Origin of the sequence: Trueperella sp. HMSC08H06, assembly GCF_001808465.1 — a bacterium.
GTDB lineage: Bacteria > Actinomycetota > Actinomycetes > Actinomycetales > Actinomycetaceae > Trueperella > Trueperella bernardiae.
In genome coordinates, this window is sequence record NZ_KV793341.1 from 100247 (window position 1) to 123399 (window position 23153).

Consider the following 23153-nt stretch of genomic DNA (forward strand, 5'->3'; position numbering starts at 1 on the left):
GCGCGGGTGTGGGCGCCCGCTCACGCGGACTGATCGCCCACATGTTGTGCGGCCATGGGCCATAATTGAGGTATGACTAAGAGAATTGGAATCTTGACCGCGGGCGGCGACGCGCCCGGTTTGAACGCGGCGATCCGAGGCTTTGGCAAGGCCGCGATCAGCAACTACGGCTGGGATCTCGTCGGTTTCCGCGATGGCATGCGCGGGCTCGCGGAGAACCGCTACGTGGAGCTTGAGGCCAAGGAGCTCTCGGGCATCCTCACCACGGGCGGCACGATCCTTGGCACCTCGCGTGACAAGGTCCACCGCATGATGGTCGACGGCGAGCGCAAGGACATGATCCCTACCATCGTGAACAACTACGACGCCGCCGGGCTCGACGCGCTCGTCTGCCTCGGCGGCGGTGGAACGGCGAAGAACGCTCACCGGCTTGCCGAGGCCGGGCTCAACGTCATTCACCTGCCGAAGACGATCGACAACGACATCCTTTACACGGATTCTTCCTTCGGCTTCTCCACGGCGCTCGAGATCGCCACCGAGGCGATTGACCGCCTACATTCCACGGCTCACTCGCATCACCGCATCATCGTGGTGGAACTCATGGGCCACCGCGCGGGCTGGCTCGCGCTCGGCGCGGGTATCGCCGGCGGCGCCGACGTCATCCTTATTCCAGAAATCCCGTACTCGGTGGAGGCGATCGCCGCGAAGATCGAACGACGCCGGGCGAACGGTCTGAGCTTCTCGGTGGTCGCCGTCGCTGAGGGCGCCATGCCGATCGAGGAGGCCAGGCAGCTCGAGTACGCGCGTGCCCTCGTCAAGGATGCTTCCACGCCGGAGGCGAAGGCGATCGCGAAGCAGTCGGTGAAGGCGATCGAGAGCTCGCACCGAGGCACCTCACTCGCACTCGCCCAGGAGCTCGAGGCGCTGACGGGCCTGGAGGCGCGTGTGACGATCCTCGGCCACGTCCAGCGCGGTGGCACCCCGAACGGAGCGGATCGCCTGCTCGGCACCCGCCTCGGTGTGGCGGGCGCGGCTGCGGTCGCCGAGGGTCACTTTAACGTGATGGTGGCCGACCGTGGGCACGGCACCGAGTTGGTGGACCTCGAGTCGGTGGCCGGCAAGGTCAAGTACGTCCCCACTGATCACGAGTGGATCGAAGCGGCCCGGGAGGTCGGCACGGCGATGGGTGACTAGGCCAAGTCGCCGACAGGCCAGATGGCCACGCCGAATTTTCATTCACTGGATCGTGTAGGTGGCAGCTCGCGACGGCGAGCTGCCACCTAACTGTTGTTCACACATACGTCATGGTAGGCCAGAATCTGCGGGACGATCTGAGCCAGGTCTGAATATATGTGCAAATGAAGTCGAAATTGTGCCGCAAATATCGGGTTTCGGCCCCGCCCCCTGGGAAAACAAAAGCCCCGGCGCTGTGCGCCGGGGCTACTGGTCGGGCTAGCGGGATTTGAACCCACGACCCCTTGACCCCCAGTCAAGTGCGCTACCAAACTGCGCTATAGCCCGTGTCGCGTTGGACGTATAGATCTTAGCCGAAAGCTCAGCCATTTTACCAAATCTGGGCCGAGGTGGTGCGGCTCACCACAGTGCCTGACTACTGCCGGATTCGCACGGACAGGCAGGTGCACGATCCTTCCATCTTCTCAATCTCGGTCAGTTCGCACTCAACCACGTCGTAGCCGAGCCCGCGCAGGTAGTCGGCGGTCTTTGGTGCGGAGGCTGAGATCAGCAGGCTGTCCCCGCCGAGCAGCACCACCTGCGTGCCGAGGAACTCGGGAACGTAGCGCAGCCCGGGGAAGTACTCGGCGGGCGGCGCGTAGCCCTTGTGAGAGATGAAGGTGCCGTCCGGCAGCGCGGTCAGGCACGACTTCAGGTGCAGCGCGTGCTCGACCGGCACGCCCACGACCTCCACACCCTGGGGCACGAGGATCTCCCGCAGGGCCGCCAGCCCGGCGTCGTTTGTGCGCGTGGACAGGCCCACCCACACCTTGCCGCCGAACTTCAGCACGTCGCCGCCCTCGAGTCGGGCCTCGGCCGGCAGGTCGACGACGTTGAATCCGCGCCCCTCGAGCACGGCGACCAGGCTGTCCTGTTCGGCGATGCGCGTGGGGTGCATGTTCGTGCGTACGGCCACGTTACCGTAGGTGAAGACGGTGTCCTCCACGAAGATTGAGTCCGGCAGCTCGGGCGTCGGCTCTACCTCCACCACGTCGGTGTAGCGGGAGAGCACCTCGCAGTAGTCCTGCCACTGTTTGAGCGCGAGTTCGTAACTCATCGCCGTGGGCTGAAGGTGGGTCAGCTGGCCACGCGCCATGAGGGGAGAGGGACGGCGTACAAGCACATAGTCAAGGTTCATAGCCCTAGACTAGCCGGTCAGCGCGCCGCGCGGACTTGTCAGTACCATGTGCAGGGGTGAGAATTGAGCAGTGACTGAGAATCTGAAGCGTGAAGAAGCCCGCCGCCGTGCCGAGCTGTTGAGCTTGGACGGCTACACCATCGACCTCGACGTCTCCGAGGCAACCGCCGACACCGCCACGTTCGGCGTGGTCTCCCGCATCGAGCTGACGGCGGGGGAGAGCGCCTCGACTTTCCTCGACTTCATTGGCGTCGAGGTCTCCAGCGTCAGTATCGACGACGCCGCGGTGCCGTTTACGTTCGATGGCGCGCGCGTGTCCGTGGAGATTCCGCAGGGACGGCACGTGGTGGAGGTTGCAGGCCGCGGCACGTATTCGACCACGGGGGAGGGGCTGCACCGCTTCCGTGACCCTGTGGACGGCCAGACCTACCTGTACACCCAGTTCGAGCCCGCTGACGCTCGCCGCGTCTTCCCGAACTTTGAACAGCCCGACCTCAAGGCCACGTTCACGATTTCGATCACGGCGCCTGCCACGTGGGTGGTGCTCTCGAACGGCGAGGCCACGAAAAGCGCCGATGCGGGCACGAACAGCCGGGGCGAGGCCACGAGCCGCACGCAGTTTGCCACCACAAAGCGTATGTCGACCTACCTCACGGCGTTCATCGGTGGCCCCTACCACGCCTTCACTGACGTCGCAGAGGTAGATGGGCAGAAGATCACGCTCGGCTTTTACTGCCGCGACTCACTCAAGGAACACTTCGACCTGGAGGACATCTCAACCGTGACCAAGCAGGGCCTGGCCTTGCTGCCGAAGGTCTTCAACTTCCCCTACCCGTGGGGCAAGTACGATTCGGTCTTCGTGCCCGAATACAACCTGGGCGCGATGGAAAACCCGGGATGCGTCACCTTCTCCGAGGACGCCTACATCTACCGCGGCCAGTCCACCCGATCTCAGCGCGCCGGCCGCGCCAACACGATCTTGCACGAGATGAGCCACATGTGGTTTGGAGACCTGGTCACGCCCGTGTGGTGGGACGACCTGTGGCTGAAGGAGTCCTTCGCCGAGTTCATGGGTGCCTGGAGTATGGTGGCGGCCACCCAGTACACGGAGGCGTGGGAGAATTTCGCCGGGGCGCGCGTGTCCTGGGCACTGCGCAACGACCAGTACCCGACCACGCACCCGATCGTGGCTGACATCGTGGACCTCGAGGCCGCCGACCAGGCCTTTGACGGCATCACCTACGCCAAGGGCGCGGCCGTGCTGCGCCAGCTCGTGGCGTGGGTGGGGGAGAAGGAGTTCTTCGCCGGCGCCGCCCAGCTGTTCAAGGACAAGGCTTTTGCTAACGCAACCCTCGCCGACCTGCTCGAGGCGCTCGAGGCGGCGTCGGGCAAGGACGTGCGCGCGTGGGCGAGGCAGTGGCTGGAGACCGCCAGGGTGTCCTCGGTGACGATCGAGCGTGGGCCCGGCGGCGTCACGCTTCGCCAGGTTGGCACCGATCCTAACGGCGCGCCGATCACCCGCCCGCATCACCTGCGCGTGTCCGGCTGGAGGCTCGACGGCGACCGGCTGGCCCGCACGGGCGCCACTGACGTCGAGCTCACTGACCAGGTGACCGTGGCCTGGGATGAGATCGGTCCGGACGCGGACCTCATCCTGCCCAACGACTCTGCCCTTTCCTACATCAAGATTTCCTTCGACGAGCGCTCACTCGCCTCCGCGCTCGCCCACGAGCTCGACGAGCCGCTCGCCCAGTCGGTGGTCAGCTCCGCGCTGTGGGAGATGGTCCGCGATGGCCTACTCCCCGCCGCCGATTACGCCCGCTTCACCGCCCGCTCGGCCGAGGGCACCAGCTCGAGCCTGCTCGCCGCGCGCACGCTCAACTCTATTGCCGCCCTGCGCTCCTACACGACGGCGGAGGCGCGCGAGGCCGAGCTCGAGCGCTTCTTCGACGACGCCGTGGCCAATATTTCCGGCGACGACGACACCCGACTCATCTGGTCCCGCGCCGCGGCACGAGCCGGGCAGTCACTGCCGAGCCGGGACGACGCCCTCGTGAGCCTGCTCGAGCAGACCACGGATCAGGACCTGCGCTGGATGTACCTCACCGCTCGGGCAGCCACCGGGAACGCAAGCCGGGACGAGCTGGATGCCGAGCTTGAGAACACTGGCACGGCGGCTGACGTCGTGGAACATATGTGTGCGTGTGCGTCGATGCCGGGGGCCGCTGCGGAGACGCTGGCCAAGGTGTTGGCCGGCGGGCTGTCGAACGACCACGTCCAGGCCCTCATTGACGGCCTGGGCCAGCCGTTACGCGCCGAGGAGAAGGCGGTCGCAATCGGGGATTACTTCGCTCAGCTGACTGAGATCTGGTCCTCGCGCTCGCAGGAGATCGCCGAGCGCATCATCTATGGCCTTTACCCGATGGGTGACCTGGGCGAGGCGGCGAGCCCGGAGGAGCACCCGGACGTCGTGGCGGCAGGCGCGTGGCTGGAGGCCAACCCGGAGGCGCCCGGGGCGCTGCGCAAGGTCATCCTCGACTGCCGCGACGAGCACCTGCGGATGCTACGCGCGCAGGCGGCGTGAGCTAGTGCCCAGTTGCCGACCAGCCATGACACGCCTGCACCGGTGAGATAAAGTTGAGTGAATAATGGAAGGGGAAGTGATGGCAGATTTCGAGGTAAACCCGCAGGGGATTGACCCCACGTCGACGTCGCGTTTTACGGCGATCAACGACGCCGTGGAGGCTGCACCCGTGGTGCGGGGGCTCGACCCGGAGGATTCTGCCACGATCAACGCGCTGCCGCCCACCTCCGCTCTGCTCATCGCGCAAACCGGCGCAAACGCCGGGGCCCGCTTCCTGCTCAATGCGGACTCGACCACGGTGGGGCGTCACCCGAAGTCGGACATCTTCCTTGATGACGTCACGGTGTCGCGTAAGCACGCCTTCTTCCTGCGTAACGGGCGCGATTTCTACGTGCGCGACATCGGCTCGCTCAACGGTACGTACGTCAACCTCCAGCAGGTGGAGGAGGCCAAGCTGAACGACGGCGACGAGGTGCGCATCGGCAAGTTCCAGCTGACCTTCTACGCGTCCCGGCAGGCAGAATGAACCCCCTGCCACGGCGCGCGGGGGAGGAGTCTCTTCCCAGCTCCTGGCCACACGATCTGTCGCACGAACCCACGCTGAAGATCGGTGAGGTCACCTCGCACCTGCGCCAGGAGTTCCCGTTTCTCGCGGCCTCGAAGATCCGCTACTTCGAGTCGCAGGGGCTGATTGACCCGTACCGCACGGACTCCAATCAGCGCATTTTTTCGCTTGCCGACGTGGAGCGCCTGCGCTTCATCCTGGTCGAGCAGCGCGACCGCTACGTGCCGTTGCCGCAGATCAAGGAGATGCTCGCCCAACTCGACTCCGGGAGGGCCACCCAGGAGCACCCGGGCAAGCTGCGTGCGCTGAGTTCTGAGCCGGACGTGCGCCCCACACCGGGCATCCGCATCCGCAAGGAGGAGCTCGCAGCCCTGACCGGCACGGCGCTGTCCGAAATCGAACAGCTGGTGGATGCCGGCATGATCATTCCCGACGCCCGCGGCCGGCTCACAGCGCACGCCGTGGACATCGTGCGGTATTCGAAGATGCTGGGGGAGGCTGGGATGGACCTGCGCAGCCTTCGCCAGGTGAAGAATTCCGCCCACGCCCACGCCGCCAACGTGGCCAGCCATCTTGCAACCGAGCGGGCGCGCAACACGCCGCTGGCCAAGGAGCGGGTGGTTAACGAGTCGGCGGAACTGGCCACGATGCTGACGAATCTGTACCGGGCGCTGTTGACGGAGAACATCGATGTCCAGCTGAGGTAGGGGGAGCAAACCTTCAAGTTGAACTTGAGACACGGCACAAAGACACGCCGTGCGTGTTTCAACCAGCTTCGTTGAGATCGCCCCACTTCCGGTTTACGCTAGGAGTAACAATTCGAAGGAGGCTGACGTGAGTGACGCAACCGCACATGGCGCACACCCGCAGCTCGCACAGGGAATGCTCTTTGGGGGCCAGTTGCCGGATCTTGACACGGAGACCGGCTACCGCGGGCCGGCCGTGTGCCGCGCGCTGGGCATCACCTACCGTCAGCTCGACTACTGGGATCGCATTGGCCTGGTCTCGCCCTCGATCCGGTCGGCGAAGGGTTCTGGCTCCCAGCGCCTGTATGCCTTTCGTGACGTCCTGGTGCTCAAGGTGGTTAAGCGCCTGCTCGATACGGGCGTGTCCCTCCAGCAGATCCGCGTGGCGATTGCCCAGCTCACCGAGTACGGGGTGGAGGATCTTTCGGCTGTGACGCTCATGAGCGACGGTGCGTCCGTTTACCTGTGCACGTCGAACGACGAGGTCATCGACCTCATCCAGGGCGGCCAGGGCGTGTTCGGCATCGCCGTGGGCAAGGTGTGGCGCGAAGTTGAGGGCGAGCTGTCCGAGCTTCCCACCGAGCGCGCGCAGGACGAGCCGATTGACGAGCTCGCCGCACGTCGTGCCGCCAAGCGTAACGCGATCTAAGAAGCGAGAACCTCAACCAGGGGCGTCGGTGCGCCAGCCGGAGTTTCCGCGAAAGCCGTTCCGATCAAAGCTGGCCAGAGCTTCAGCGCGGGAGAGTGGCCCCGAGTAGGGTCGCGAACATCAGAAAAGCAGAACCGCACGCTTTATGAGCTTCTCTCCGCTATTTTGACATAATGTACATTATCGGATTGGCGCTAGGATTTGCGACAGATCTCGAACCGCCGCTTTCCGCGCTATCTCGCCCCTTCCGCCAGCCCGGAATGGGCGGCCGCACGTCGGCATTAGAATAGACGTAAACGAAGGAGAGACACATGGCAGAACGTTCACTGCGCGGCATGAAGATCGGCGCACACTCGCTCGAGTCCGACGCCGGAGTCGCCTTCGTGGCGCGCCGCGAAGAAAGCTACCGTTGCGAGGACGGGCATACTTTCACCGTCACCTTCGCCGAGGACGCCGAGGCGCCCGCCGTGTGGGAATGCAAGTGTGGCAAGCGCGCCGAGCTCATCGGCGGAGCTGACGGCGAGGATGACGAGAAGCCGGCCAAGCCGCAGCGCACCCACTGGGACATGCTCCTCGAGCGCCGCTCGGTTGAGGAACTGCAGGTGTTGCTCGACGAGCGCCTGGAGCTTCTTCGTCAGGGCAAGCTGTACAAGCGCCTGCACTAATCCGCTAGCGCTCGGTCTGCTTAGACCCTGCGCCGAAGTGCCTTCAGCTGCGCGCCGCGTCGCTCCATGCCGAGCTTCGTGGCGCGCAGGAAAGCTTCCTGGATGATGTTGCCGCTCATCTTCGACGTGCCGGCCTCGCGCTCGACGAACGAGATCGGCACCTCCGCGATGCGCGCGCCGACGTCGGCCATCTTCAATGTCATGTCCACCTGGAAGAAGTACCCCCTGGACTCCACGGCCGCAAAGTCGAGCCGCTTGAGGGCGTCGGCGCGATAGACACGGAACCCGGCGGTGGCATCCTTTGCCGGCAGGTTGAGCCACATCTTGATGTAGAGATTTCCGGCCCGGGAGAGCACTTCCCGATGCTTGGGCCAGTTCACCACTTCCCCACCGTCGGTCCACCTCGAGCCGATCACCAGCTCGGGCTTGTCCGATTTGTCGGCTCGCGCAAGGAGGTCGGGTAGCTGTTCGGGCCTGTGTGAGCCGTCGGCGTCCATCTCGCACACGTGGCTGTACCCGTGCTCGATCGCCCACTCAAAACCGGCCAGGTAGGCCCTGCCGAGGCCCTCCTTGGCCGTGCGATGCATGACGTGGATCTGCGGGTCGGCCTTCGCCCGCTCGTCGGCGTAGGCGCCCGTGCCGTCCGGCGAGCTGTCGTCGATGACGAGGATGTCCGCCTCCGGAACCGCCGCGCGCGTGCGATCCAGGAGGCCCGGAAGCGACTCGCGCTCGTTGTAGGTGGGGATACAGATGACTACCTTCATGACCGTCCTTGCCTCGACATTCCTATCGCTAGGATAGCGCCCAACGCGCCGAGCACGAAGACGAGGATCGCGCGCTGCTCGGCCGTGCGAGTAGCGAACGTCGTCTGCTCGTGCAGCGCCACCTTGACCACCCGCGCGTCCCGCGTGAACAGGTCCGTCTCATAGACCACACCGCGCGGGTCCGCCACGCCCGTAATGCCCGACGTCGATACCTGGATCGCCGTGCGCCCGGTCTCCACCGCGCGGAAGGTGGTCATCGCGAACTGCTGGGCGGACAGCTCGCTCGTGCCGAAGGAGGCGTTGTTCGTAGGAATGACGAGCAAATGACTCCCCCGCACGGCCTCCGCCACGATCTGCGTGTAGGCCACCTCGAAGCAGATCGGCACCGCCACCTTCACGCCAAGCGAGGGCACATTCACGCGCGCCTCCCCCGTGCCCGCAAGCATGTCGGTGACGACCTGGTCCACGACGTCCGTAAAACTACGGATAAGCTCGCGGTGCGGGATGTATTCGCCGAACGGGACGGGGTGCTGCTTCGAGTAGCGGCCCACGATCCCGTCCGGGGAAATGACCAAAACGTCGTTGTAGCGCCCGCCCTCCACATACTCCTGCGTACCCATGACGAGCGGGATGCCGAGGTCGGCCACCATGTCAAAGACGAGGCTACCCGCCGCGTCGTCGGCACGGATGTCGCGGTCGGAAGAAGATTCGGGCCACAGGATCAGGTCGGGCGTCGTTTCGGCGGATTCGACCAGCTCGCGCGTGGCGCGCACGTGATTCTCGGTCACCACTAGCGCCCGGTTATCCGTGCCAGCGGGCGGCACGTTGCCCTGGACCACGGCCACGTTGAGGCTCCCCGACGAGCGCGCCCCCACCGGGAAGACCACCGGTGCGATGACGAGCGCGAGCACCACCACCGCCGAGGTCGCGGCCTGGAGGTAGCTCATTCGCAGCAACATCGCAGCAATCACACCGACGACGACGGCGACCGCCCCCACCAGCGCCGTGGAGCCATAGGGGGCGTAGTTGACCAGCGGCGAGTTCGTGAACGTGAAGGCGAGGGTTCCCCATGGCAGGCCGCCGTAGGGCCACATTCCCCGGATCTGTTCGACCGCGAGGAAAACGGCGGCCGCCGCCAGGGCGCGCAACCAGGGTCGTGCGAGCCTCTCCTCTTTCGCCAGCAGCGCCCACATTGCCCCCACGACGCCGAGGTACAGGCCCTCGACCGCGGCGAGCGCAACCTGCGCCGCAACAAGCCCAGTGGAGACGGCCGCCCACCGAACAAGCGGCAGGAAGAAGGCGATGCCCCACAACCAGCCAAGGCCAAACCCGACGGCCACTCCTCTGCCCCGGACGGCCAGCCACAGCAGCGAGATCGAGAAGAATCCCAGGATCCACAGCCCGGAGGAGGTGGCAAACCACAGTGCCACGCCGCCAAGAACTGCGAAAAGGATTCCGATCACGTTCAGATCTTACGACATAATAAAGTGCAGGCCGCTGTTCCTCGGACCGATCGGGGATCGTTTTCTATCGAACAGGGCCTGCACTGACACCTTCCTGCTCCTTACAGGGTAGGGCGGCTCGAGCCGGCCGGCAACTCGGTTTGCCGAATCGCCCGCTCACCCGCCATGAGCTCGCTCACTACGCTCGACGATGGCGGTGGCCCCGGCTCGAAGCTCCGCTAGAGCCACTGCCAGCGGCGTATGAGCCTGACCGCCTGGCCCGCCAGGTCGCGCAGATCCTCCGCGGGCGCGACCTGCTCGATCTGACCGAGCAAGTCAATGAGGCGCCGGTTGGCGGAGATGAAGTCCCCCACCACCAGGTTGCCCATGGCGAGCACAGACTCCAGGTCGGCCCTGCTGGCCCACGCGGCGAAGGCGTCGATGCCGCCCGAGAACGGCTCCGGGGTGCGGACGATGCCGAAGCTCTCCTCCACGCGGTGCAGGAACTCAACGTTACGCTCGATCGCTTGCCAGGATGCGCGCAGCGCCCCGCCTGTGGGTCGATCGGTCCCGAGCCGTCGGTCGCACAGGAAGGCCGAACACGCGCCTGCGAACTCCTCCGGCGTGAGCTCGGCGAAAGCGGCCTCGGCAAGGCTCTGGACAATGAGGAGGTCGGCCTCGTTGTGGATCCCGCGCAGCATGGCAGCGCCGGTCGCGAGCTTGACCATCCCGGTGCGGAGCCCCTCGGCCCCGGGCTGGAGGTAGCCGAGCCGGGCGAGCACGCCGGCGGTGGCGTCGAACTCCTTGGCCACCGAATCGTCGTAGGCCTCCGAGTCCGCCTCGAGCTGCTCGAGGTTGTCCAGCAGCGAGGTGAACTCGCTGCCCGTGCGAATGTGCTCGGTCAGGTCCGGGCAGTGGTGGACGGGGTGGGCGTCAAGCTCGTCGGAGGAAGTGACGGCGAAGCGGTCCCACGAGCCGGTGAGATCCCGGTCGGTGCCCAGCTCAATCCGCTCCCCAACGGCCTCCCACATCGCGTCCGCAATATCGGTCCTGACCTCGACCTTCCTCGGGGACAGTCCGAAGGGCATGGGAATCGTGCCCAGGTCGCGCAGCTCGGAGGACAGCTCCTCCTCACGCAGCCACGCCATGTCGCCGTTGAGGTCCACGAGCCGCAACTTCGGCCCCACCGACAGCACTACACCGTAGTCCAGCTCCCCGCCGCGCGCGAAGGCGTACAGCCGGCCGGTGGCGGCCACGTCCCACGAATCCGCGATGTGCTTGCGGTACTCGCGTTTGGCGCGCTTGCGCTCGGCCTTGCTAGCGCGCTTGGCCGTGCGCCGCAGGCGCAGGTAGTCGGGCAGGCTCCCGTCCCGGCATTCCCCCGCGAGCTCGGCCTCGACCTCCTCGAGCCGGGCGCGAACGCGCGCAATCCGGCCGCGCACCTCGCCCAGCTCAGCGTTGCGCTGGTATTGCGCGAACGAGGTGCCCATAATCGCCCGCGCGTCCTCGTACGGATGAAAAGCGAGGAGATTGACCACCGAGTTATAGGAGGGAAAGAACGCCGACTGGAGCGGCTCCACGCGCCCCGAGCCGACGTCGGCGAGCTCCTGGATGTCGAGCTCGTCGGTGTGCATGACGACGGCGTGGCCCACCTTGTCCTTCCCGCGCCGGCCGGCTCGCCCGATGAGCTGGGTGTATTCGGTAGCGGTGAGGGGCACGAAGTCGGCACCGTTCCAACGCTGGAGTTCCTCGAGGACCACCGTGCGCACCGGCATGTCGATGCCGAGAGCGAGCGTGCCCGTGGCGTAGACGAGCTTGAGCAGGCCATCCTCCATGAGGTCCTCCGCCAGCTCCTTGAGGGCCGGGAACATGCCGGCGTGGTGAGCGCAAAAGCCCCGCGTCATCGCCTTGGCCCAAAACCCAAAGCGGACCGCGCGCTGGTCTTCCTCGCTGAGGTCCGCGCGCAGCTCGCGCAACCGCGCCCGCACCTCGCGTTGCTGCATAGCCGAATTGAGGGTGATCCCCGAATCGAGGAGCTCCCCCACCGCGCGGTCACAACCCTTGCGAGAGAAGATGAACTCGATCGCGGGCAGTAGGTCAGCGTCCTGGAGCTGGTTCAGCACCCGCTTACGGCGGGCGAAGCTGGTGGGGCGGCGTCGTCGGCCGGAAGAAAGCGAGGCGTCGGCCTGAACGAGGCGCTGGTTGATCTCACCACCCGCGAACAGAGGCTCGAGCCGGCGCGAAATCGCCACGTGCTGCACGAGCGGCACCGGGCGCTCCCGGGAGACCACCACCTCCGTGACCCCGCGCACCGAGCGTAGCCAGCTAGCGAACTCCTCCACGTTCGAAATCGTGGCGGAAAGGGAGACGAGGCGGGCGTGGGCGGGCAACTGGAGGATGATCTCCTCCCAGACCGGGCCGCGGAACTCGTCGCTGAGGTAATGCACCTCGTCCAGCACCACGTAGCCGATGTCGGCCACGATCTCATCGCGCTGGAAGAGCATGTTACGTAGCACCTCGGTGGTGACCACCAGGATCGGGGCGTCGCGGTTGATTGTCTGATCGCCGGTGAGCAGGCCGACGTAGTCTTCGCCGATCTCGCCCGCCAGGTCGCGGTACTTCTGGTTGGATAGGGCCTTGATCGGCGCGGTGTAGATGCAGCGCTTCGAGCGGGCCAGCGCGAGTTCCACCGCGTACTCGGCCACCACGGTCTTGCCCGCGCCCGTCGGAGCGCTGACCAGTACGTCCCGGGACTCGAGCGCCTCGATCGCATCCAACTGGAAGTCGTCAAGGACGATGCCACGCGTCCGGTAGCGGTCCACGAAGTTCTCTAAGATCATATGACCAGCCTCAACGCCTTGGGCAGGAGGCGGATCGTGGCGGGCGCCCGGCAGATCTCCTCGCCGTCGGCCATGAGCATGGGCAGCGTGCCGCCCGGGCCCTGCTCCACCCGGACCTCCGTGGTACGGTACAGGTGGACGCGCGGATCGGCCAGGTGCCGGTAGACCACGAGCCGACCGAGCAGCCCGGCGATCTCAGGCGCACGCAAACCACGGGTGACGACGACGTCGAGCAGGCCGTCGTCAGGCAGTGCACCCGGAGAGATGCAAAAGCCGCCCCCGAAGTAGCGCGTGTTCGCGATCGACAGCAGCGTCATCTGCCCCTCGGACGTGTGCCCGTCCATGGTCAGCCGCACGCCGAAGGGCCGGTAGCTACCGATCGCGCCGGGCAGGGCACGCAAATAGCGTGTGTTCCCTTTCGGCCAGGACATGTGGTTCGTGCGCACGTTGACGTCGGCGTCGATGCCCACCGAGACGATGGCGAGCGCCCGCTCGCTGCCGCCCTCCCAGGAAATCTCCATGACGTCGACGTCCCGGTGCCGGCCCGTTAGCAGGCAGGAGGCGATCTGGTGGACCGAGTCGTGGACCGAGTGGATGGGCAGACCGAACTCGCGGGCGATGTCATTGCCCGATCCGGCGGCCACGATCCCCAGCGGCACGCCCGAATCCCCCACCGCGTTCACGGCGTTGTGGATGAAGCCGTCCCCACCGACGATGATGAGCGCATCCACCTCGTCGATCGCCTCACGCATCGCGGCGAAACTCTCCTCGCGCGTGCCGGCCGGCAGCCACACCATCTCCACCGGGTACTTCTCCAGCACCTCACGCAAAACCGCCCGGTAGCCCTCCGAGCGGCCCTTGCCCGAGCTCGGATTCAGAGCAAGTGCCACCTTCATGCGTGCCCCTTGACCCGCTGGCGGGCGCGCTCCCGGGCCTCGGGCCCGATCGAGTCGAAGGAGGTTTCGTCCAGCTCGTCCCAGCGCTCGCGCGCGGCTGCCAGGTTACAACGCCGCAGTTCTGTCCGCTCCGCCCGGATCCGACGGCGCTGTTCGCGCGCCTCGCGCACACGCTCCGGGTCCGCATACAGGTCTCCGAGCGGCGGGCGCTCACGCTCGGGAGCCGTCATGGCGTCGGCCACCCGCGACAGTTCGCCGAACTGGGTGCCGAGCCGCTTGGCCGAACGCCACACATCCCGCAATGTATATCCCAGGTAGACCGCCAGGGCGGTCAGGCCAATCAGCAGGATCCAGAACCACATAAGCCATCCTCCAGGTAGCGCCGCGCCTGCGCGGCGATCTCGCGGGCAACCCGCTCCGGTTCGACGCCGATCACCGCGTCCCCCATCCGCACGAGCAGGGCGCGAAGCCAGGCGAGCGAGCGAACCGTCAGCACGATCTCCAGGCCGCCATCGACCTCGTGGAACGAATCCACGGGCAGGGTTTCGGTGACCCAGCGGCCCGCGGACGTGCACCGGATCGTCACCTGCTCGCCAGTAAACGCCGCCTCATCGTCGAAGGCCGCCACGAGCGCTTCACGCTCGGAGATCTTGAACGACTCCTCGAGCACGTCCACCGCCGCGATGCGGTCCAGGCGGTACGTGCGTAGCTCGCCGTTCTTGCCGGCTACGAGCCGTGGGCGCGAGCCGGTGGAGATCAAGGCGGGGACAACCCTCACGCTTTCCTCCACCACGCGCAGGTCCGGGCCCGCCTTGAGGTAGGCGAGCTGGACCATCTTCGTCTCCCGCATCGCCGCCGTCAGCACGTCGGTGACCTTCCGCGCGTTGACCGCCGGGGCTGGCCACAGCGCCGAGGCATACCCCCGCTCCCCCAGCGCCACTGCGATGCGCTCCCGCAGGCGCAGGAGGTTGAGCCGGGTATCGGCGTCGACGGCGGCCACCAGGTCGTCGATGAGGGCCACGATGACGAGCACCTCGGCCAGTGAGAGCGAGGGCGCCATGCCGGTCGTGTCGTCAATGAGGCGGACCTCGCCGTCGGCGCCTTCCTCGGAAAAGTCGATGTCGACCGGGTTCTCATAGTAGCCCCGGTCCTCGATCTCGAACACGAACAGCTCGTGCAGCTCACGCGACATCCGGTCGGTCGAGGTGTGGAAGTGCGTGGCCAGCTGCTGGAGAGTCTTGGGGCCGCGGCTGAGGTAGGTGAGGATCGCGAGCTTGCGCGAAAGCGACAGGTCAGTCATCACCACCTCCGAGCCGTGCCAGGTGGGCCACGCGGCCTTCGAAGTCAGCCGTGAGATCAGGCGGGCCGACCAGCCGCGCGTCGAGCCCGTAGAAGAAGAGCTCCTCATACAGCTGGGCGCGATCAACGCCCTCGAGCGTGAGCTCGTAACCGCCGTCTAGCTCGCGTACCTGAACCGCCTGGGACGCAAGCGGCAGCTCGCGCATGGTGTGGACGACGGCGTCGACAGGCGTAAACGTGGTGAGGAAAGCGTCGACGGCGTCGTGGGTAATCGGCTCATCCAGCACCTCAACCTTGCCGGCGATCCTGTCGAGCTTAAACAGGCGCATCCCGCTGCCGCTACCCGACTCGCTGGAGACCTGGTAGCCGCGCAGGTAAAAGGCATCGAGGTGGATCTCGAGGCGCATTGGCTCCACCACGCGGCGGGTGGGTACCTGGCTCGAAGTGGGACGGTACTCGAAGGCGATGCGGCACTGGCGCTGAATCGCCGGCGCGATCGTCAACGCGCAGTCGCCATGCGGAAGGCGAGCAGCGAGCCAGAAGTCCTCCGTGTCCGTCTCTCCCCAGGACAGCAGCTTGGTCACGGCCGACTTCGCCGAGGCCAGCATCACTGAGGCATCCCGCGAACCGAGCAACGAGCGCAGCAGGCTCATCTCCACGTCCGTGCCGTCCACAAGGATGTTCTGATCCACCAAAATGTAGCGGTTATCGGCGTCGACGTCGATCCGGTACCCGGATGCGCGCAGGTCTTGCAAGTCGCGCTCCAGGTAGCGCTGGGCGTGGGCCGCATCGAGATCGCGGTAGGCGGGGCTGGAGAGGAGTTGGCGCGCCGTCGGCTGTCTCCGGCGAAGGGCGACCAGCAGCGAGAATCGCCGTTCGGTCGCAGTCCGCTCATTCTTCATACCCACTAGGTTACTCGACTAAAGTGGCAGGCATGAACTGGCAGCACGCAACGATTGTGGCAGAGCGCAAGAGGTGGGGTGAGGCCGCCGAGTTTGACGCACGGCTACCCGGCGGCAGGCTTGTGCGGGCCTTGGCCTACCTCCCGCAGGTCGGCGATCCGCAGGTGGGAGACGAGGTGCTCGTGGCCACCGCCGCCCACGACCGCGGGCTTGGCACCGGCGGCTTCGTCATGATTATCGCCGTCCCCGGCCGCCTACCCGTGGCACCCTCGGGGCCCGGCCACGTGGTCAAGGAGCGCTACACGCCGATGCAGTACATGGTGCTGGGCGTGGACGAGCAAGAATCGCCCTACCACGCGTTACTTCGCGAGGCCGACTCAATCGACGGCATGCCCGTCATCGCCGCAGACCTCCACTCCGCCCTTCCTGCCATCATTGCCGGCATCCACGCGGGCCGGCCCGACGCGCGAATTGCCTACGTCATGACCGACGGCGGCGCCCTGCCCGCCTGGTTCTCCCAGACCGCCCATGCCCTGCGCGAGGCCGGCCACATCCTTGGCACGATCTCGGCCGGCCAGGCCTACGGCGGCGAGCTCGAAGCCGTCAACATCCACACCGCCCTCCTCGCCGCCCGCCTCGTCTGGCAGGCCGACGTCGCCGTTGTGACCCAGGGCCCGGGCAACCTCGGCACCGACACCCGCTGGGGTTTCTCCGGCACCTCGATCGGCGAGGCGCTCAACGCCGCCCACGTGCTCGGCGGCCGCCCGGTCGCCGCCCTGCGCGCCTCCCAGGCCGACCCGCGCGAGCGTCACATCGGCATCTCCCACCACTCGCTGACCGTGCTCACCAACGTGGTGCACGTGCCCTGCGCCGTCGTCGTCCCCACGGTCACTCTTCCCGACGACGTCGCCGCCCGACTTGCGTCCCAGGTAGCGGCTCTCAAGCGCGATCACCTCGAGCTCGTGCCCTACCCCGCCGAGCACCTCGATGCCGCGCTTCGCACCCCGCCCGCTCCCCTGCGGACCATGGGCCGCACGTACGAAGAAGACCGACTGTCCTTCCTCGCAGCAGCAGCCGCGGGCGAATACGCTACACGACTACTCCCCGGCAGCGCAGCTACCGGGGAGTGAGAACGAGGCACCTGGCGCTAAATGCGCGAGGTCAAAATCGGGGTGACGAGGATACCGCGCGCCCCGACGTCGTGAAGATCGTCCATGACCGCGTTCATCTTCTTGCGCTCCACCATCGCGCGCACGGCCACCCAGTCCTCGTCGTGAAGCGGCGAGACCGTCGGCGACTGGTAGCCGGGCGTGAGCATGACGGCGCGCTCGAGGCGGTCGCGCTGAATGTCGTAGTCCATGAGGACGTAGTTGCGCGCCATGATGACGCCCTCGAGCCGCCCGTCGAGAATCTCCAAGTCGTGACCGACCTCCTGGTCGGCGTTTCGGATAAGGATCGCCTCCGAGCGCAACAGCGGATCGCCGAACACGCTCATACCGGCCGCGCGCAGGGTGGAGCCGGTCTCGACCACGTCCGCGATCGCGTCCGCAATACCGAGCCGTACCGAGCTCTCCACCGCGCCGTCCAAGTGGACCACGGAGGCCTCGATGCCGCGATCGGCCAGGTAACTGCTCACCAGCGAATCGTAGGACGTGGCGATTCGCTTGCCGGCCAGATCCGCGATCGTTATGTGCTCCCCGCCGGGAGCGGCGAAGCGGAACGTGGCGCGCGCGAAACCCAGCCCGCGGTGCTCGATCGCGTTCGCCTGCGAATCGACCAGCAGGTCGCGGCCCGTGATGCCGACGTCGACGGTGCCGGCTCCTACGTACACCGCCACGTCGCGTGGGCGGATGTAGAAGAACTCGACGTCGTTGTCCTCATCCACGAGCACGAGCTCTCGCGACTCGCGGCGCTGACGGTAGCCGGCCTCGGCAAGCATGCGCGAGGCCGGCTCGGACAGGGAACCCTTGTTGGGCACGGCAATGCGAAGCATGACTCTCCTAGAGGTAACGGTAGACGTCGGCCAAGGTCAGGCCACGGGCAATGAGCATGAGCTGGAGATGGTAGAGCAGCTGGGAGGCCTCCTCGGCCAGCTCTTCATCCGACTGGTACTCGGCCGCGATCCAGACCTCGCCGGCCTCCTCGATGATCTTCTTGCCGATGAAATGAATCCCGGCGTCCAGTTCCTTCACCGACCCCGAGCCCTCAGGGCGCTCGATGGCCTTCGTTGACAGTTCCTCAAAGAGCTCTTCAAACGTTTTCACGCCTCCATTGTAGCCGCGCCCAGGCCAGTCAGCTCAGTTCGTCCGTGCCTTAAGAACGTCGAGCGTGTAGGCCTCGGTAGCAGGCACGGGCTGCTCGAGCAGGCCGTTGTCCTCGAGGAATGCCGACATCGCCTCCCACGCCTGCTCGTCCTGCGCGCCGAATGACTCCCCGCCGGTGTAGAGCTTGAGGGTCGCCTCCAGCACCTTGCCGGCCAGCTCACGCTGGTCCGGCTCCGCCAGCGTTGGCACGTAGCCCGTGACGATGTCGAGCGTGCCCTCGATGTCGGCCGCCGCGTCCGCAGTGGCTCGCTCCATCGCGGCCAGCACCTTCGCCATCGTCTCCGGCTCTACGTTGATCGACCCGAGTCCCACCCCAACCAGCGGCAGGTCACCCTCCACCAGCGGCATCTCGACCACGTCGATGCCGGCGTGACGCATGGAGACGGCGTCGTTATTCGTAAAACCGATGATGGCATCCACCTGGCCCGAGCTCAGTGCCGCCGCCTGCGTGTAGCCGATATAGTCCACCTGCATGTCGTCTAGACCGTACGCCTTCTGCATGGCAAGTAGCCCGAAGTAGTTTTCCCCGTAGGGGCCGGGCAGGCCCACCGACTTGCCCGCGAGGTCCGCGGGCGATGTGATCCCCGAATCGGTCTTTGCGATGAGGACCACCGGGTAGCGCTGGTACATGGTCGCCCAGTTCACGACGTCGACCCCGGTGCTTCGCGCCTGCATCATCTCGTCGCCTCCGGCGAAAACCACGTCCTCCTCGCCCGACTGCAACGCGCCAAGCAGGGACTCCTGCGCGCCGTGATGGCGGATGGTGACATCCAGGCCCTCGTCGGCGAAATAGCCCTTCTCGAGCGCCACGTAGACGGGGGCGAACTGGACGTCGGGGATGTAGGTCAGCCCGATCGTCAGCGCGGCCGGATCGGCCTGCTCCTGCGTGGCCTGGCTGTCCGCCGTGGCGGCTGTGGGGCCGTTGACCGGCTGGCCCGAGCACGCCGTCAGCGCCAGGAGTGCAAACAGCGCAAGTACCTTCTTCATTTTCTACCTTGTCTTCCTTCCACGGCCCAGTTGGCCCTGGACTCTGCGATGAGTAAAAGAACGTAGATCACGATCGCGCACGCGGCCAAGATGACAATCGCGGCGAACATCCCCGAGATATCGTTGAGCGCCTGCGCCCCGACAAGGACGATGCCCAGCCCGTCGCGCCCGCCGATGACCATCTCCCCAACAACCGCACCCGTGATCGACAGGGTGAAGCCGTTGCGCAGACCAGCCAGGATATTCGGCGCCGCCAGGGGAAGCTGGATCATCCCCACCAAGCGAAACGATCCGGCCCCATCGAGGCGCGCGGCCCCGATGATGTCCGGATCGATACTTCGCACCCCCACCGTGGTGTTAATGACGATGGGGAAGACGACCATGATCGTACACAGCACAACAATGGGAGCCGTTCCGTAACCCACCCAGATCACGAGCATGGGAGCGATGGCCACCGCAGGAATCGCCTGAGAGGCCGCCAAATAGGGTTGAACCGAGGCCGCCAACGTCCGCCAGTGGGCGATAGCAAAGCCAAGCGGGATGCCGATCAGCGCCGCGAAAAAGCACCCAAGCAGTGCCTCATACAGAGTCTGGACCGTGGCATCCACCAGGTAGCCCTGCTCGAGCCCACTGACGAGTCGCGCCCCGACCTTACGCGGGCTCGGCAGGATCCACTGCCCGACCACGCCCGTTTCGGTCACGGCGATCCAGACAAGCAACGCGACGACGCCGACCGTGATCGGCGCCGCCCATGTCATCCGCTTCATTCGTCCCTTCCCATGCACGCGCCGGGAAGGACGCACGCGCGTACGCGTGCAGGCGGCATGCGCCGCCTCATTGCTCCTCCCATCCGGACTATTACCGTCGGTTGGGGAATTCCACCCCATCAACCGGCCCAAACTGGCCGGGTCGCGGACTTTCACCGCCGGTTCAGATTTTCACTGACCCCGGAGCATGTGCATGTGCCCAGTATAGGCGCTTTAATGCGAATGTGTGTGACGCATCGCCAACTCGCGCAGGGCCTCGACCTCGGCGTAGGCGTCCTCCGACTTGTAGACTGCCGAACCTGCCACGAAGGTGTCCGCACCGGCCTCGGCCGCGATCTCGATCGTCTTGCGCGAGATACCGCCGTCCACCTGAATCCACACGTCTAGGCCCGACTTGTTGACCGCCTCGCGGGTGCGGGCCACCTTCGGCATCATCGACTCGATGAAAGACTGGCCACCAAATCCGGGTTCGACAGTCATGATGAGGATCATGTCGAACTCATCGAGGATGTCAAGGTAGGGCTCGATCGGCGTGGCGGGCTTAAGGCCTAGGCCCGCGCGCGCGCCCATCGCCCGCAACTCACGTGCCAGGCGCAGCGGGGCGGCCGCCGCCTCCGCGTGGAAGGTCACCGACTTCGCCCCGGCCTCCGCAAACGCGGGCGCCCAGCGGTCCGGATCTTCGATCATGAGGTGGGTGTCCACCGGAATCGGCGTCACCCCCACGATCGACTCCACGATTGGCACGCCCATCGTCAAGTTCGGCACGAAGTGGTTGTCCATGATGTCCACGTGCGCCCAGTCGGCGTTGCTGATCTTGGCCAGCTCGCCGCGCAGGTCAGAAAAATCGCAATTGAGGATGGAAGGGGAGATTCTCATAGGCCAATTCTAGCCGGCGCCTAGTGTGCCCGCTTGCGCAAGAGTGCAAGAAACATGGCGTCTGAGGCGTGCAGGTCAGGCCACAGCTGAAGGTAGGGGCCCTCCCCCACGATCGGGAACTTCGCCTGAGCAGAGGCGAGCTCGCGGGTGTCGAGCACCTCGACGTCGTCGCGGCCGGCCAGGAAGGTTTCGACCACCCCGGTGGTCTCGGGCAGGTACGGCGAGCACGTGGAGTAGCCGACGACGCCGCCCGGTCGCACGGCCTCCCAACCAGACTCGAGGAGGGACAGCTGCAGGCGCACGAGGTCAAGCGCGTCGCCCGCCTCCTTCGCCCAGCGGGCCTCCGGACGACGCCTGAGAGCGCCGATGCCCGTGCAGGGGGCGTCGATGAGGACCCGATCAAACTGGCCAGGCTGCTCGGTGCCGATGTCGGTGCCATCCCCCAGCCGGAGCTGAACCCGGTTGGCCCAGGGGGCTACGTTCTCGGCGACGAGGTCGAGCCGGTGCTCGTGGAGCTCGTTGGCGAAGACGGTAACGGACGGGTTTAGCGCCACGAGCGTGGCCGTCTTCCCGCCCGGTCCGGCGCACATGTCGAGCCACGCGGCGTCCTCGCCGTCGACCGGGGCCGCGGCGAACGTGCGGGTCACGAGCTGCGAGCCCTCATCCTGCACGCCGGCGATCCCGTCACGCACGGCAAAGACCCGCCCGGGGTCGCCGCCTTCGAGGATGAGCGCCGAGTCCACGAGGTGGCCTGGCTGGGAGCTCATGTGGCCACGCCCGATGTCCGAGCGCAGGGCGTTGATGGAGATGTCGCGGGCCACGAGGGCCACTCCCGCCGGCTCGTTGTCAGCCTTGAGCACCGAGATGAGGTCGCGCTTTGGGCGGCCGTGAGCCGCAAGCGCATCGGACAGCGCGCGCACGATCCATCGCGGGTGAGAGAACCAGTCGGCGAGGAAGCCCACCGAGGAGACCTTGCCGTGGTCGGCCTTGAGCTGGTCCTGCCACTCTTTGAGCGTGCGTTCGCCCGCCCGGCGCAGCACGGCGTTGACGAAGCCCGATGCGCCCGTGCCCACGTGGTGGCGGGCCAGCATGACCGTTTCGTTAATCGCGGCGTGGGGCGGGGTGCGCAGGGCGAAGAGCTGGTGGACACCCATGCGCGCCAACACCTTGACGGCGGGTTCGGGCTCGCGGTCCATGCAGTGGGCGAGAATCGCGTCCCACCGCCCCTGCAGACGTAGCGTGCCGTAGCACAGGTTGGTGGCAAAGGCCGCGTCCTGCTTGTTCAGCCGCGCGGCCCGAATCGCTTTGGGCAGGGCGATGTTGGCATACGCCCCGTTCGTCTCCACGTCGATCAGGACCTCGAACACGGCAGTGCGGGCCGCGTCGCTCTGCCGGCGGCCGGGCCGCCATCCCGCAGGACGTTCACTCATCGTGCCACCTCAAAACTCGACTCCCCGTGCAAACCGCGAATCCAGTCTGCGGCCTCCATCCACGCCTTGCCCGCGGGCCCCACGCGGGACAGCCGCACGGCCGTCGTACCCGTGCCGACCAGCCCGTCGGTACCGATCTGGCCGGGGCGCAGGCCCTCGACGTCGGTCACCGCCGCCGGGCCGAGCTTGACGCGCGTGCCGGCCATCTCCGACCACGCGCCGGGCGCCGGCCACCATCCGCGGGTGCGGGCGGAGACCGCCTCCGCGGGCGCCGACCAGTCAATCCGGGCATCCTTCGACGTGAGCCGCGGCGCGAGCGTCGCCTCGCCCTCCTGCGGGCTGGCACTCGCGACGCCGGAGTCGAGGGCGGTGAAGACCTCGGACAGCTGCCGCGCACCCGATTCGGCGAGCACGGCCAGCAGCGATTCGGCGGTGTCCGAATCGGCAATCGCGTGCTCGCGCACGTCGTACACCGGCCCGGTATCCAGCCCGGCCTCGATCTGGAACACGGCCGTCCCCGTCACGCGGTCCCCGTGCGCGATCGCGTACTGCACGGGCGCCGCGCCCCGCCAGCGCGGCAGCAGCGAGAAGTGAAGGTTGAGCCAGCCGTGCTCGGGCACGTCCAGTAGCTCCTGAGGCACGAGCAGGCCGTAGGCGACGACGGCCACGGCCTGTGGGTCCAGCTCCGCGATCTGCGCCTGCACCTGGGCGTCCTTGAGCGTGGCCGGGGTGAGGACGGACAGACCCAGCTCCTCGGCGCGGTCATGCACGGCCGACTTCGTCAGCACGCGCTTGCGGCCCACCGGCGCCGGGGCGCGGGTGAGCACGGCGAGGACCTCATGGTCCTCGTTCAGCCGTTCAAGGGAGGGAACCGAGGTATCGGGGGTTCCAGCAAAGATAATACGCACCCGTCCATCTTACGGGCTTTGGCCGTGCCCTCACAGTTCAGCGCTGCCCTGCCAGTTCGGCCCTGCCCTCACGGTCCAGCCCCCGGCCCACCTGTTCGGCGTCGCCTCCACAGTTCGCCCCGGCTCGCCTGTCCAGCA

Annotated in this window: 22 protein-coding genes, 1 tRNA gene and 1 riboswitch; of the genes, 7 read left to right on the forward strand and 16 right to left on the reverse strand. The window is 66.6% G+C overall.

Annotation, left to right across the window (positions count from 1 at the left end):
- Window positions 1-72 precede the first annotated feature (72 nt).
- On the forward strand, window positions 73-1194 hold the full coding sequence (locus HMPREF3174_RS01090; RefSeq protein ID WP_068538297.1) for a 6-phosphofructokinase: 1122 nt from the start codon (window positions 73-75) through the stop codon (window positions 1192-1194).
- 250 nt (window positions 1195-1444) lie between these two features.
- Here the strand turns inward: HMPREF3174_RS01090 and HMPREF3174_RS01095 are convergent.
- Both HMPREF3174_RS01095 and HMPREF3174_RS01100 read right to left on the reverse strand, forming a co-directional pair.
- Window positions 1445-1521 (reverse strand) — tRNA-Pro (locus tag HMPREF3174_RS01095).
- 88 nt (window positions 1522-1609) lie between these two features.
- Window positions 1610-2371 (reverse strand): dimethylarginine dimethylaminohydrolase family protein, encoded by a 762-nt coding sequence (locus HMPREF3174_RS01100; RefSeq protein ID WP_070447447.1) that lies wholly within the window; start codon window positions 2369-2371, stop codon window positions 1610-1612.
- Window positions 2372-2441: 70 nt separating this feature from the next.
- Between HMPREF3174_RS01100 and pepN the strand changes: the two genes are divergently transcribed.
- From pepN to HMPREF3174_RS01125, 5 genes are all read left to right on the forward strand, one after another.
- Window positions 2442-4955: an aminopeptidase N gene (pepN, locus tag HMPREF3174_RS01105; protein WP_062612489.1), complete on the forward strand. Its 2514-nt coding sequence runs from the start codon at window positions 2442-2444 to the stop codon at window positions 4953-4955.
- Between the two features lie 79 nt (window positions 4956-5034).
- Complete coding sequence (locus HMPREF3174_RS01110; protein ID WP_062612701.1) at window positions 5035-5481, forward strand: FHA domain-containing protein; 447 nt, start codon at window positions 5035-5037, stop codon at window positions 5479-5481.
- On the forward strand, window positions 5478-6227 hold the full coding sequence (locus tag HMPREF3174_RS01115) for a transcriptional regulator FtsR (RefSeq protein WP_068538299.1): 750 nt from the start codon (window positions 5478-5480) through the stop codon (window positions 6225-6227). Before HMPREF3174_RS01110 ends, HMPREF3174_RS01115 begins: the two co-directional genes overlap by 4 nt.
- Before the next feature lie 175 nt (window positions 6228-6402).
- The gene (locus tag HMPREF3174_RS01120; protein WP_062612486.1) at window positions 6403-6915 is read left to right on the forward strand and encodes a MerR family transcriptional regulator; all 513 of its coding nucleotides are present in this window, start codon (window positions 6403-6405) and stop codon (window positions 6913-6915) included.
- Window positions 6916-7226: 311 nt separating this feature from the next.
- Entirely contained in the window at window positions 7227-7580 is a 354-nt protein-coding gene (locus HMPREF3174_RS01125) for an RNA polymerase-binding protein RbpA (protein WP_062612484.1), read from the forward strand.
- 20 nt (window positions 7581-7600) lie between these two features.
- Here HMPREF3174_RS01125 and HMPREF3174_RS01130 read toward each other — a convergent pair whose 3' ends face one another.
- The 7 genes from HMPREF3174_RS01130 to HMPREF3174_RS01160 form a co-directional block, all read right to left on the reverse strand.
- Window positions 7601-8344 (reverse strand): polyprenol monophosphomannose synthase, encoded by a 744-nt coding sequence (locus HMPREF3174_RS01130; RefSeq protein ID WP_068538300.1) that lies wholly within the window; start codon window positions 8342-8344, stop codon window positions 7601-7603.
- Window positions 8341-9807: an apolipoprotein N-acyltransferase gene (gene lnt, locus HMPREF3174_RS01135; protein ID WP_068538301.1), complete on the reverse strand. Its 1467-nt coding sequence runs from the start codon at window positions 9805-9807 to the stop codon at window positions 8341-8343. The genes HMPREF3174_RS01130 and lnt overlap by 4 nt, the downstream gene beginning before the upstream one ends.
- 218 nt (window positions 9808-10025) lie before the next feature.
- Window positions 10026-12626 (reverse strand): DEAD/DEAH box helicase, encoded by a 2601-nt coding sequence (locus HMPREF3174_RS01140; RefSeq protein ID WP_070447449.1) that lies wholly within the window; start codon window positions 12624-12626, stop codon window positions 10026-10028.
- Entirely contained in the window at window positions 12623-13522 is a 900-nt protein-coding gene (locus tag HMPREF3174_RS01145) for a diacylglycerol/lipid kinase family protein (RefSeq protein WP_070445155.1), read from the reverse strand. Before HMPREF3174_RS01145 ends, HMPREF3174_RS01140 begins: the two co-directional genes overlap by 4 nt.
- Window positions 13519-13884, reverse strand: coding sequence for a hypothetical protein (locus tag HMPREF3174_RS01150; protein WP_062612474.1), 366 nt, complete (start codon window positions 13882-13884; stop codon window positions 13519-13521). The genes HMPREF3174_RS01145 and HMPREF3174_RS01150 overlap by 4 nt, the downstream gene beginning before the upstream one ends.
- On the reverse strand, window positions 13863-14822 hold the full coding sequence (locus HMPREF3174_RS01155) for a helix-turn-helix transcriptional regulator (RefSeq protein WP_062612472.1): 960 nt from the start codon (window positions 14820-14822) through the stop codon (window positions 13863-13865). The genes HMPREF3174_RS01150 and HMPREF3174_RS01155 overlap by 22 nt, the downstream gene beginning before the upstream one ends.
- Complete coding sequence (locus HMPREF3174_RS01160; protein WP_068538304.1) at window positions 14815-15723, reverse strand: helix-turn-helix transcriptional regulator; 909 nt, start codon at window positions 15721-15723, stop codon at window positions 14815-14817. Before HMPREF3174_RS01160 ends, HMPREF3174_RS01155 begins: the two co-directional genes overlap by 8 nt.
- 32 nt (window positions 15724-15755) lie before the next feature.
- Here HMPREF3174_RS01160 and HMPREF3174_RS01165 point away from each other — a divergent pair, with 32 nt between their 5' ends.
- Complete coding sequence (locus HMPREF3174_RS01165) at window positions 15756-16853, forward strand: DUF3866 family protein (RefSeq protein ID WP_070447450.1); 1098 nt, start codon at window positions 15756-15758, stop codon at window positions 16851-16853.
- Window positions 16854-16870: 17 nt separating this feature from the next.
- Here HMPREF3174_RS01165 and hisG read toward each other — a convergent pair whose 3' ends face one another.
- From hisG to fmt, 7 genes are all read right to left on the reverse strand, one after another.
- A complete protein-coding gene (gene hisG, locus HMPREF3174_RS01170) occupies window positions 16871-17716 on the reverse strand; it encodes an ATP phosphoribosyltransferase (protein WP_068538305.1) in 846 nt (281 codons plus the stop codon).
- Between the two features lie 7 nt (window positions 17717-17723).
- On the reverse strand, window positions 17724-17987 hold the full coding sequence (locus tag HMPREF3174_RS01175; protein WP_062612465.1) for a phosphoribosyl-ATP diphosphatase: 264 nt from the start codon (window positions 17985-17987) through the stop codon (window positions 17724-17726).
- A 33-nt stretch (window positions 17988-18020) separates the two neighbouring features.
- On the reverse strand, window positions 18021-19034 hold the full coding sequence (locus tag HMPREF3174_RS01180; protein WP_062612463.1) for an ABC transporter substrate-binding protein: 1014 nt from the start codon (window positions 19032-19034) through the stop codon (window positions 18021-18023).
- Complete coding sequence (locus HMPREF3174_RS01185; RefSeq protein WP_062612461.1) at window positions 19031-19801, reverse strand: ABC transporter permease; 771 nt, start codon at window positions 19799-19801, stop codon at window positions 19031-19033. Before HMPREF3174_RS01185 ends, HMPREF3174_RS01180 begins: the two co-directional genes overlap by 4 nt.
- Window positions 19802-19868: 67 nt before the next feature.
- Window positions 19869-19993, reverse strand: a riboswitch (FMN riboswitch).
- 21 nt (window positions 19994-20014) lie between these two features.
- The gene (gene rpe / locus HMPREF3174_RS01190) at window positions 20015-20677 is read right to left on the reverse strand and encodes a ribulose-phosphate 3-epimerase (protein WP_062612460.1); all 663 of its coding nucleotides are present in this window, start codon (window positions 20675-20677) and stop codon (window positions 20015-20017) included.
- 20 nt (window positions 20678-20697) lie between these two features.
- Window positions 20698-22107, reverse strand: coding sequence for a transcription antitermination factor NusB (locus tag HMPREF3174_RS01195; RefSeq protein WP_062612457.1), 1410 nt, complete (start codon window positions 22105-22107; stop codon window positions 20698-20700).
- A complete protein-coding gene (gene fmt, locus HMPREF3174_RS01200) occupies window positions 22104-23015 on the reverse strand; it encodes a methionyl-tRNA formyltransferase (RefSeq protein ID WP_062612455.1) in 912 nt (303 codons plus the stop codon). Before fmt ends, HMPREF3174_RS01195 begins: the two co-directional genes overlap by 4 nt.
- Between the last annotated feature and the right edge of the window lie 138 nt (window positions 23016-23153).

Excerpts from the sequence above, each read along its gene's own strand:
- HMPREF3174_RS01125 (WP_062612484.1), top strand. The coding sequence starts at position 7,227 with ATGGCAGAACGTTCACTGCGCGGCATGAAGATCGGCGCACACTCGCTC.
- hisG (WP_068538305.1), bottom strand. The coding sequence starts at position 17,716 with ATGCTTCGCATTGCCGTGCCCAACAAGGGTTCCCTGTCCGAGCCGGCC.
- HMPREF3174_RS01130 (WP_068538300.1), bottom strand. The coding sequence starts at position 8,344 with ATGAAGGTAGTCATCTGTATCCCCACCTACAACGAGCGCGAGTCGCTT.
- rpe (WP_062612460.1), bottom strand. The coding sequence starts at position 20,677 with ATGAGAATCTCCCCTTCCATCCTCAATTGCGATTTTTCTGACCTGCGC.
- HMPREF3174_RS01090 (WP_068538297.1), top strand. The coding sequence starts at position 73 with ATGACTAAGAGAATTGGAATCTTGACCGCGGGCGGCGACGCGCCCGGT.
- HMPREF3174_RS01195 (WP_062612457.1), bottom strand. The coding sequence starts at position 22,107 with ATGAGTGAACGTCCTGCGGGATGGCGGCCCGGCCGCCGGCAGAGCGAC.
- HMPREF3174_RS01160 (WP_068538304.1), bottom strand. The coding sequence starts at position 15,723 with ATGAAGAATGAGCGGACTGCGACCGAACGGCGATTCTCGCTGCTGGTC.
- HMPREF3174_RS01180 (WP_062612463.1), bottom strand. The coding sequence starts at position 19,034 with ATGAAGAAGGTACTTGCGCTGTTTGCACTCCTGGCGCTGACGGCGTGC.
- HMPREF3174_RS01155 (WP_062612472.1), bottom strand. The coding sequence starts at position 14,822 with ATGACTGACCTGTCGCTTTCGCGCAAGCTCGCGATCCTCACCTACCTC.
- HMPREF3174_RS01120 (WP_062612486.1), top strand. The coding sequence starts at position 6,403 with ATGCTCTTTGGGGGCCAGTTGCCGGATCTTGACACGGAGACCGGCTAC.
- HMPREF3174_RS01110 (WP_062612701.1), top strand. The coding sequence starts at position 5,035 with ATGGCAGATTTCGAGGTAAACCCGCAGGGGATTGACCCCACGTCGACG.
- HMPREF3174_RS01140 (WP_070447449.1), bottom strand. The coding sequence starts at position 12,626 with ATGATCTTAGAGAACTTCGTGGACCGCTACCGGACGCGTGGCATCGTC.
- HMPREF3174_RS01145 (WP_070445155.1), bottom strand. The coding sequence starts at position 13,522 with ATGAAGGTGGCACTTGCTCTGAATCCGAGCTCGGGCAAGGGCCGCTCG.
- HMPREF3174_RS01185 (WP_062612461.1), bottom strand. The coding sequence starts at position 19,801 with ATGAAGCGGATGACATGGGCGGCGCCGATCACGGTCGGCGTCGTCGCG.
- HMPREF3174_RS01115 (WP_068538299.1), top strand. The coding sequence starts at position 5,478 with ATGAACCCCCTGCCACGGCGCGCGGGGGAGGAGTCTCTTCCCAGCTCC.
- HMPREF3174_RS01150 (WP_062612474.1), bottom strand. The coding sequence starts at position 13,884 with ATGTGGTTCTGGATCCTGCTGATTGGCCTGACCGCCCTGGCGGTCTAC.
- HMPREF3174_RS01165 (WP_070447450.1), top strand. The coding sequence starts at position 15,756 with ATGAACTGGCAGCACGCAACGATTGTGGCAGAGCGCAAGAGGTGGGGT.
- HMPREF3174_RS01100 (WP_070447447.1), bottom strand. The coding sequence starts at position 2,371 with ATGAACCTTGACTATGTGCTTGTACGCCGTCCCTCTCCCCTCATGGCG.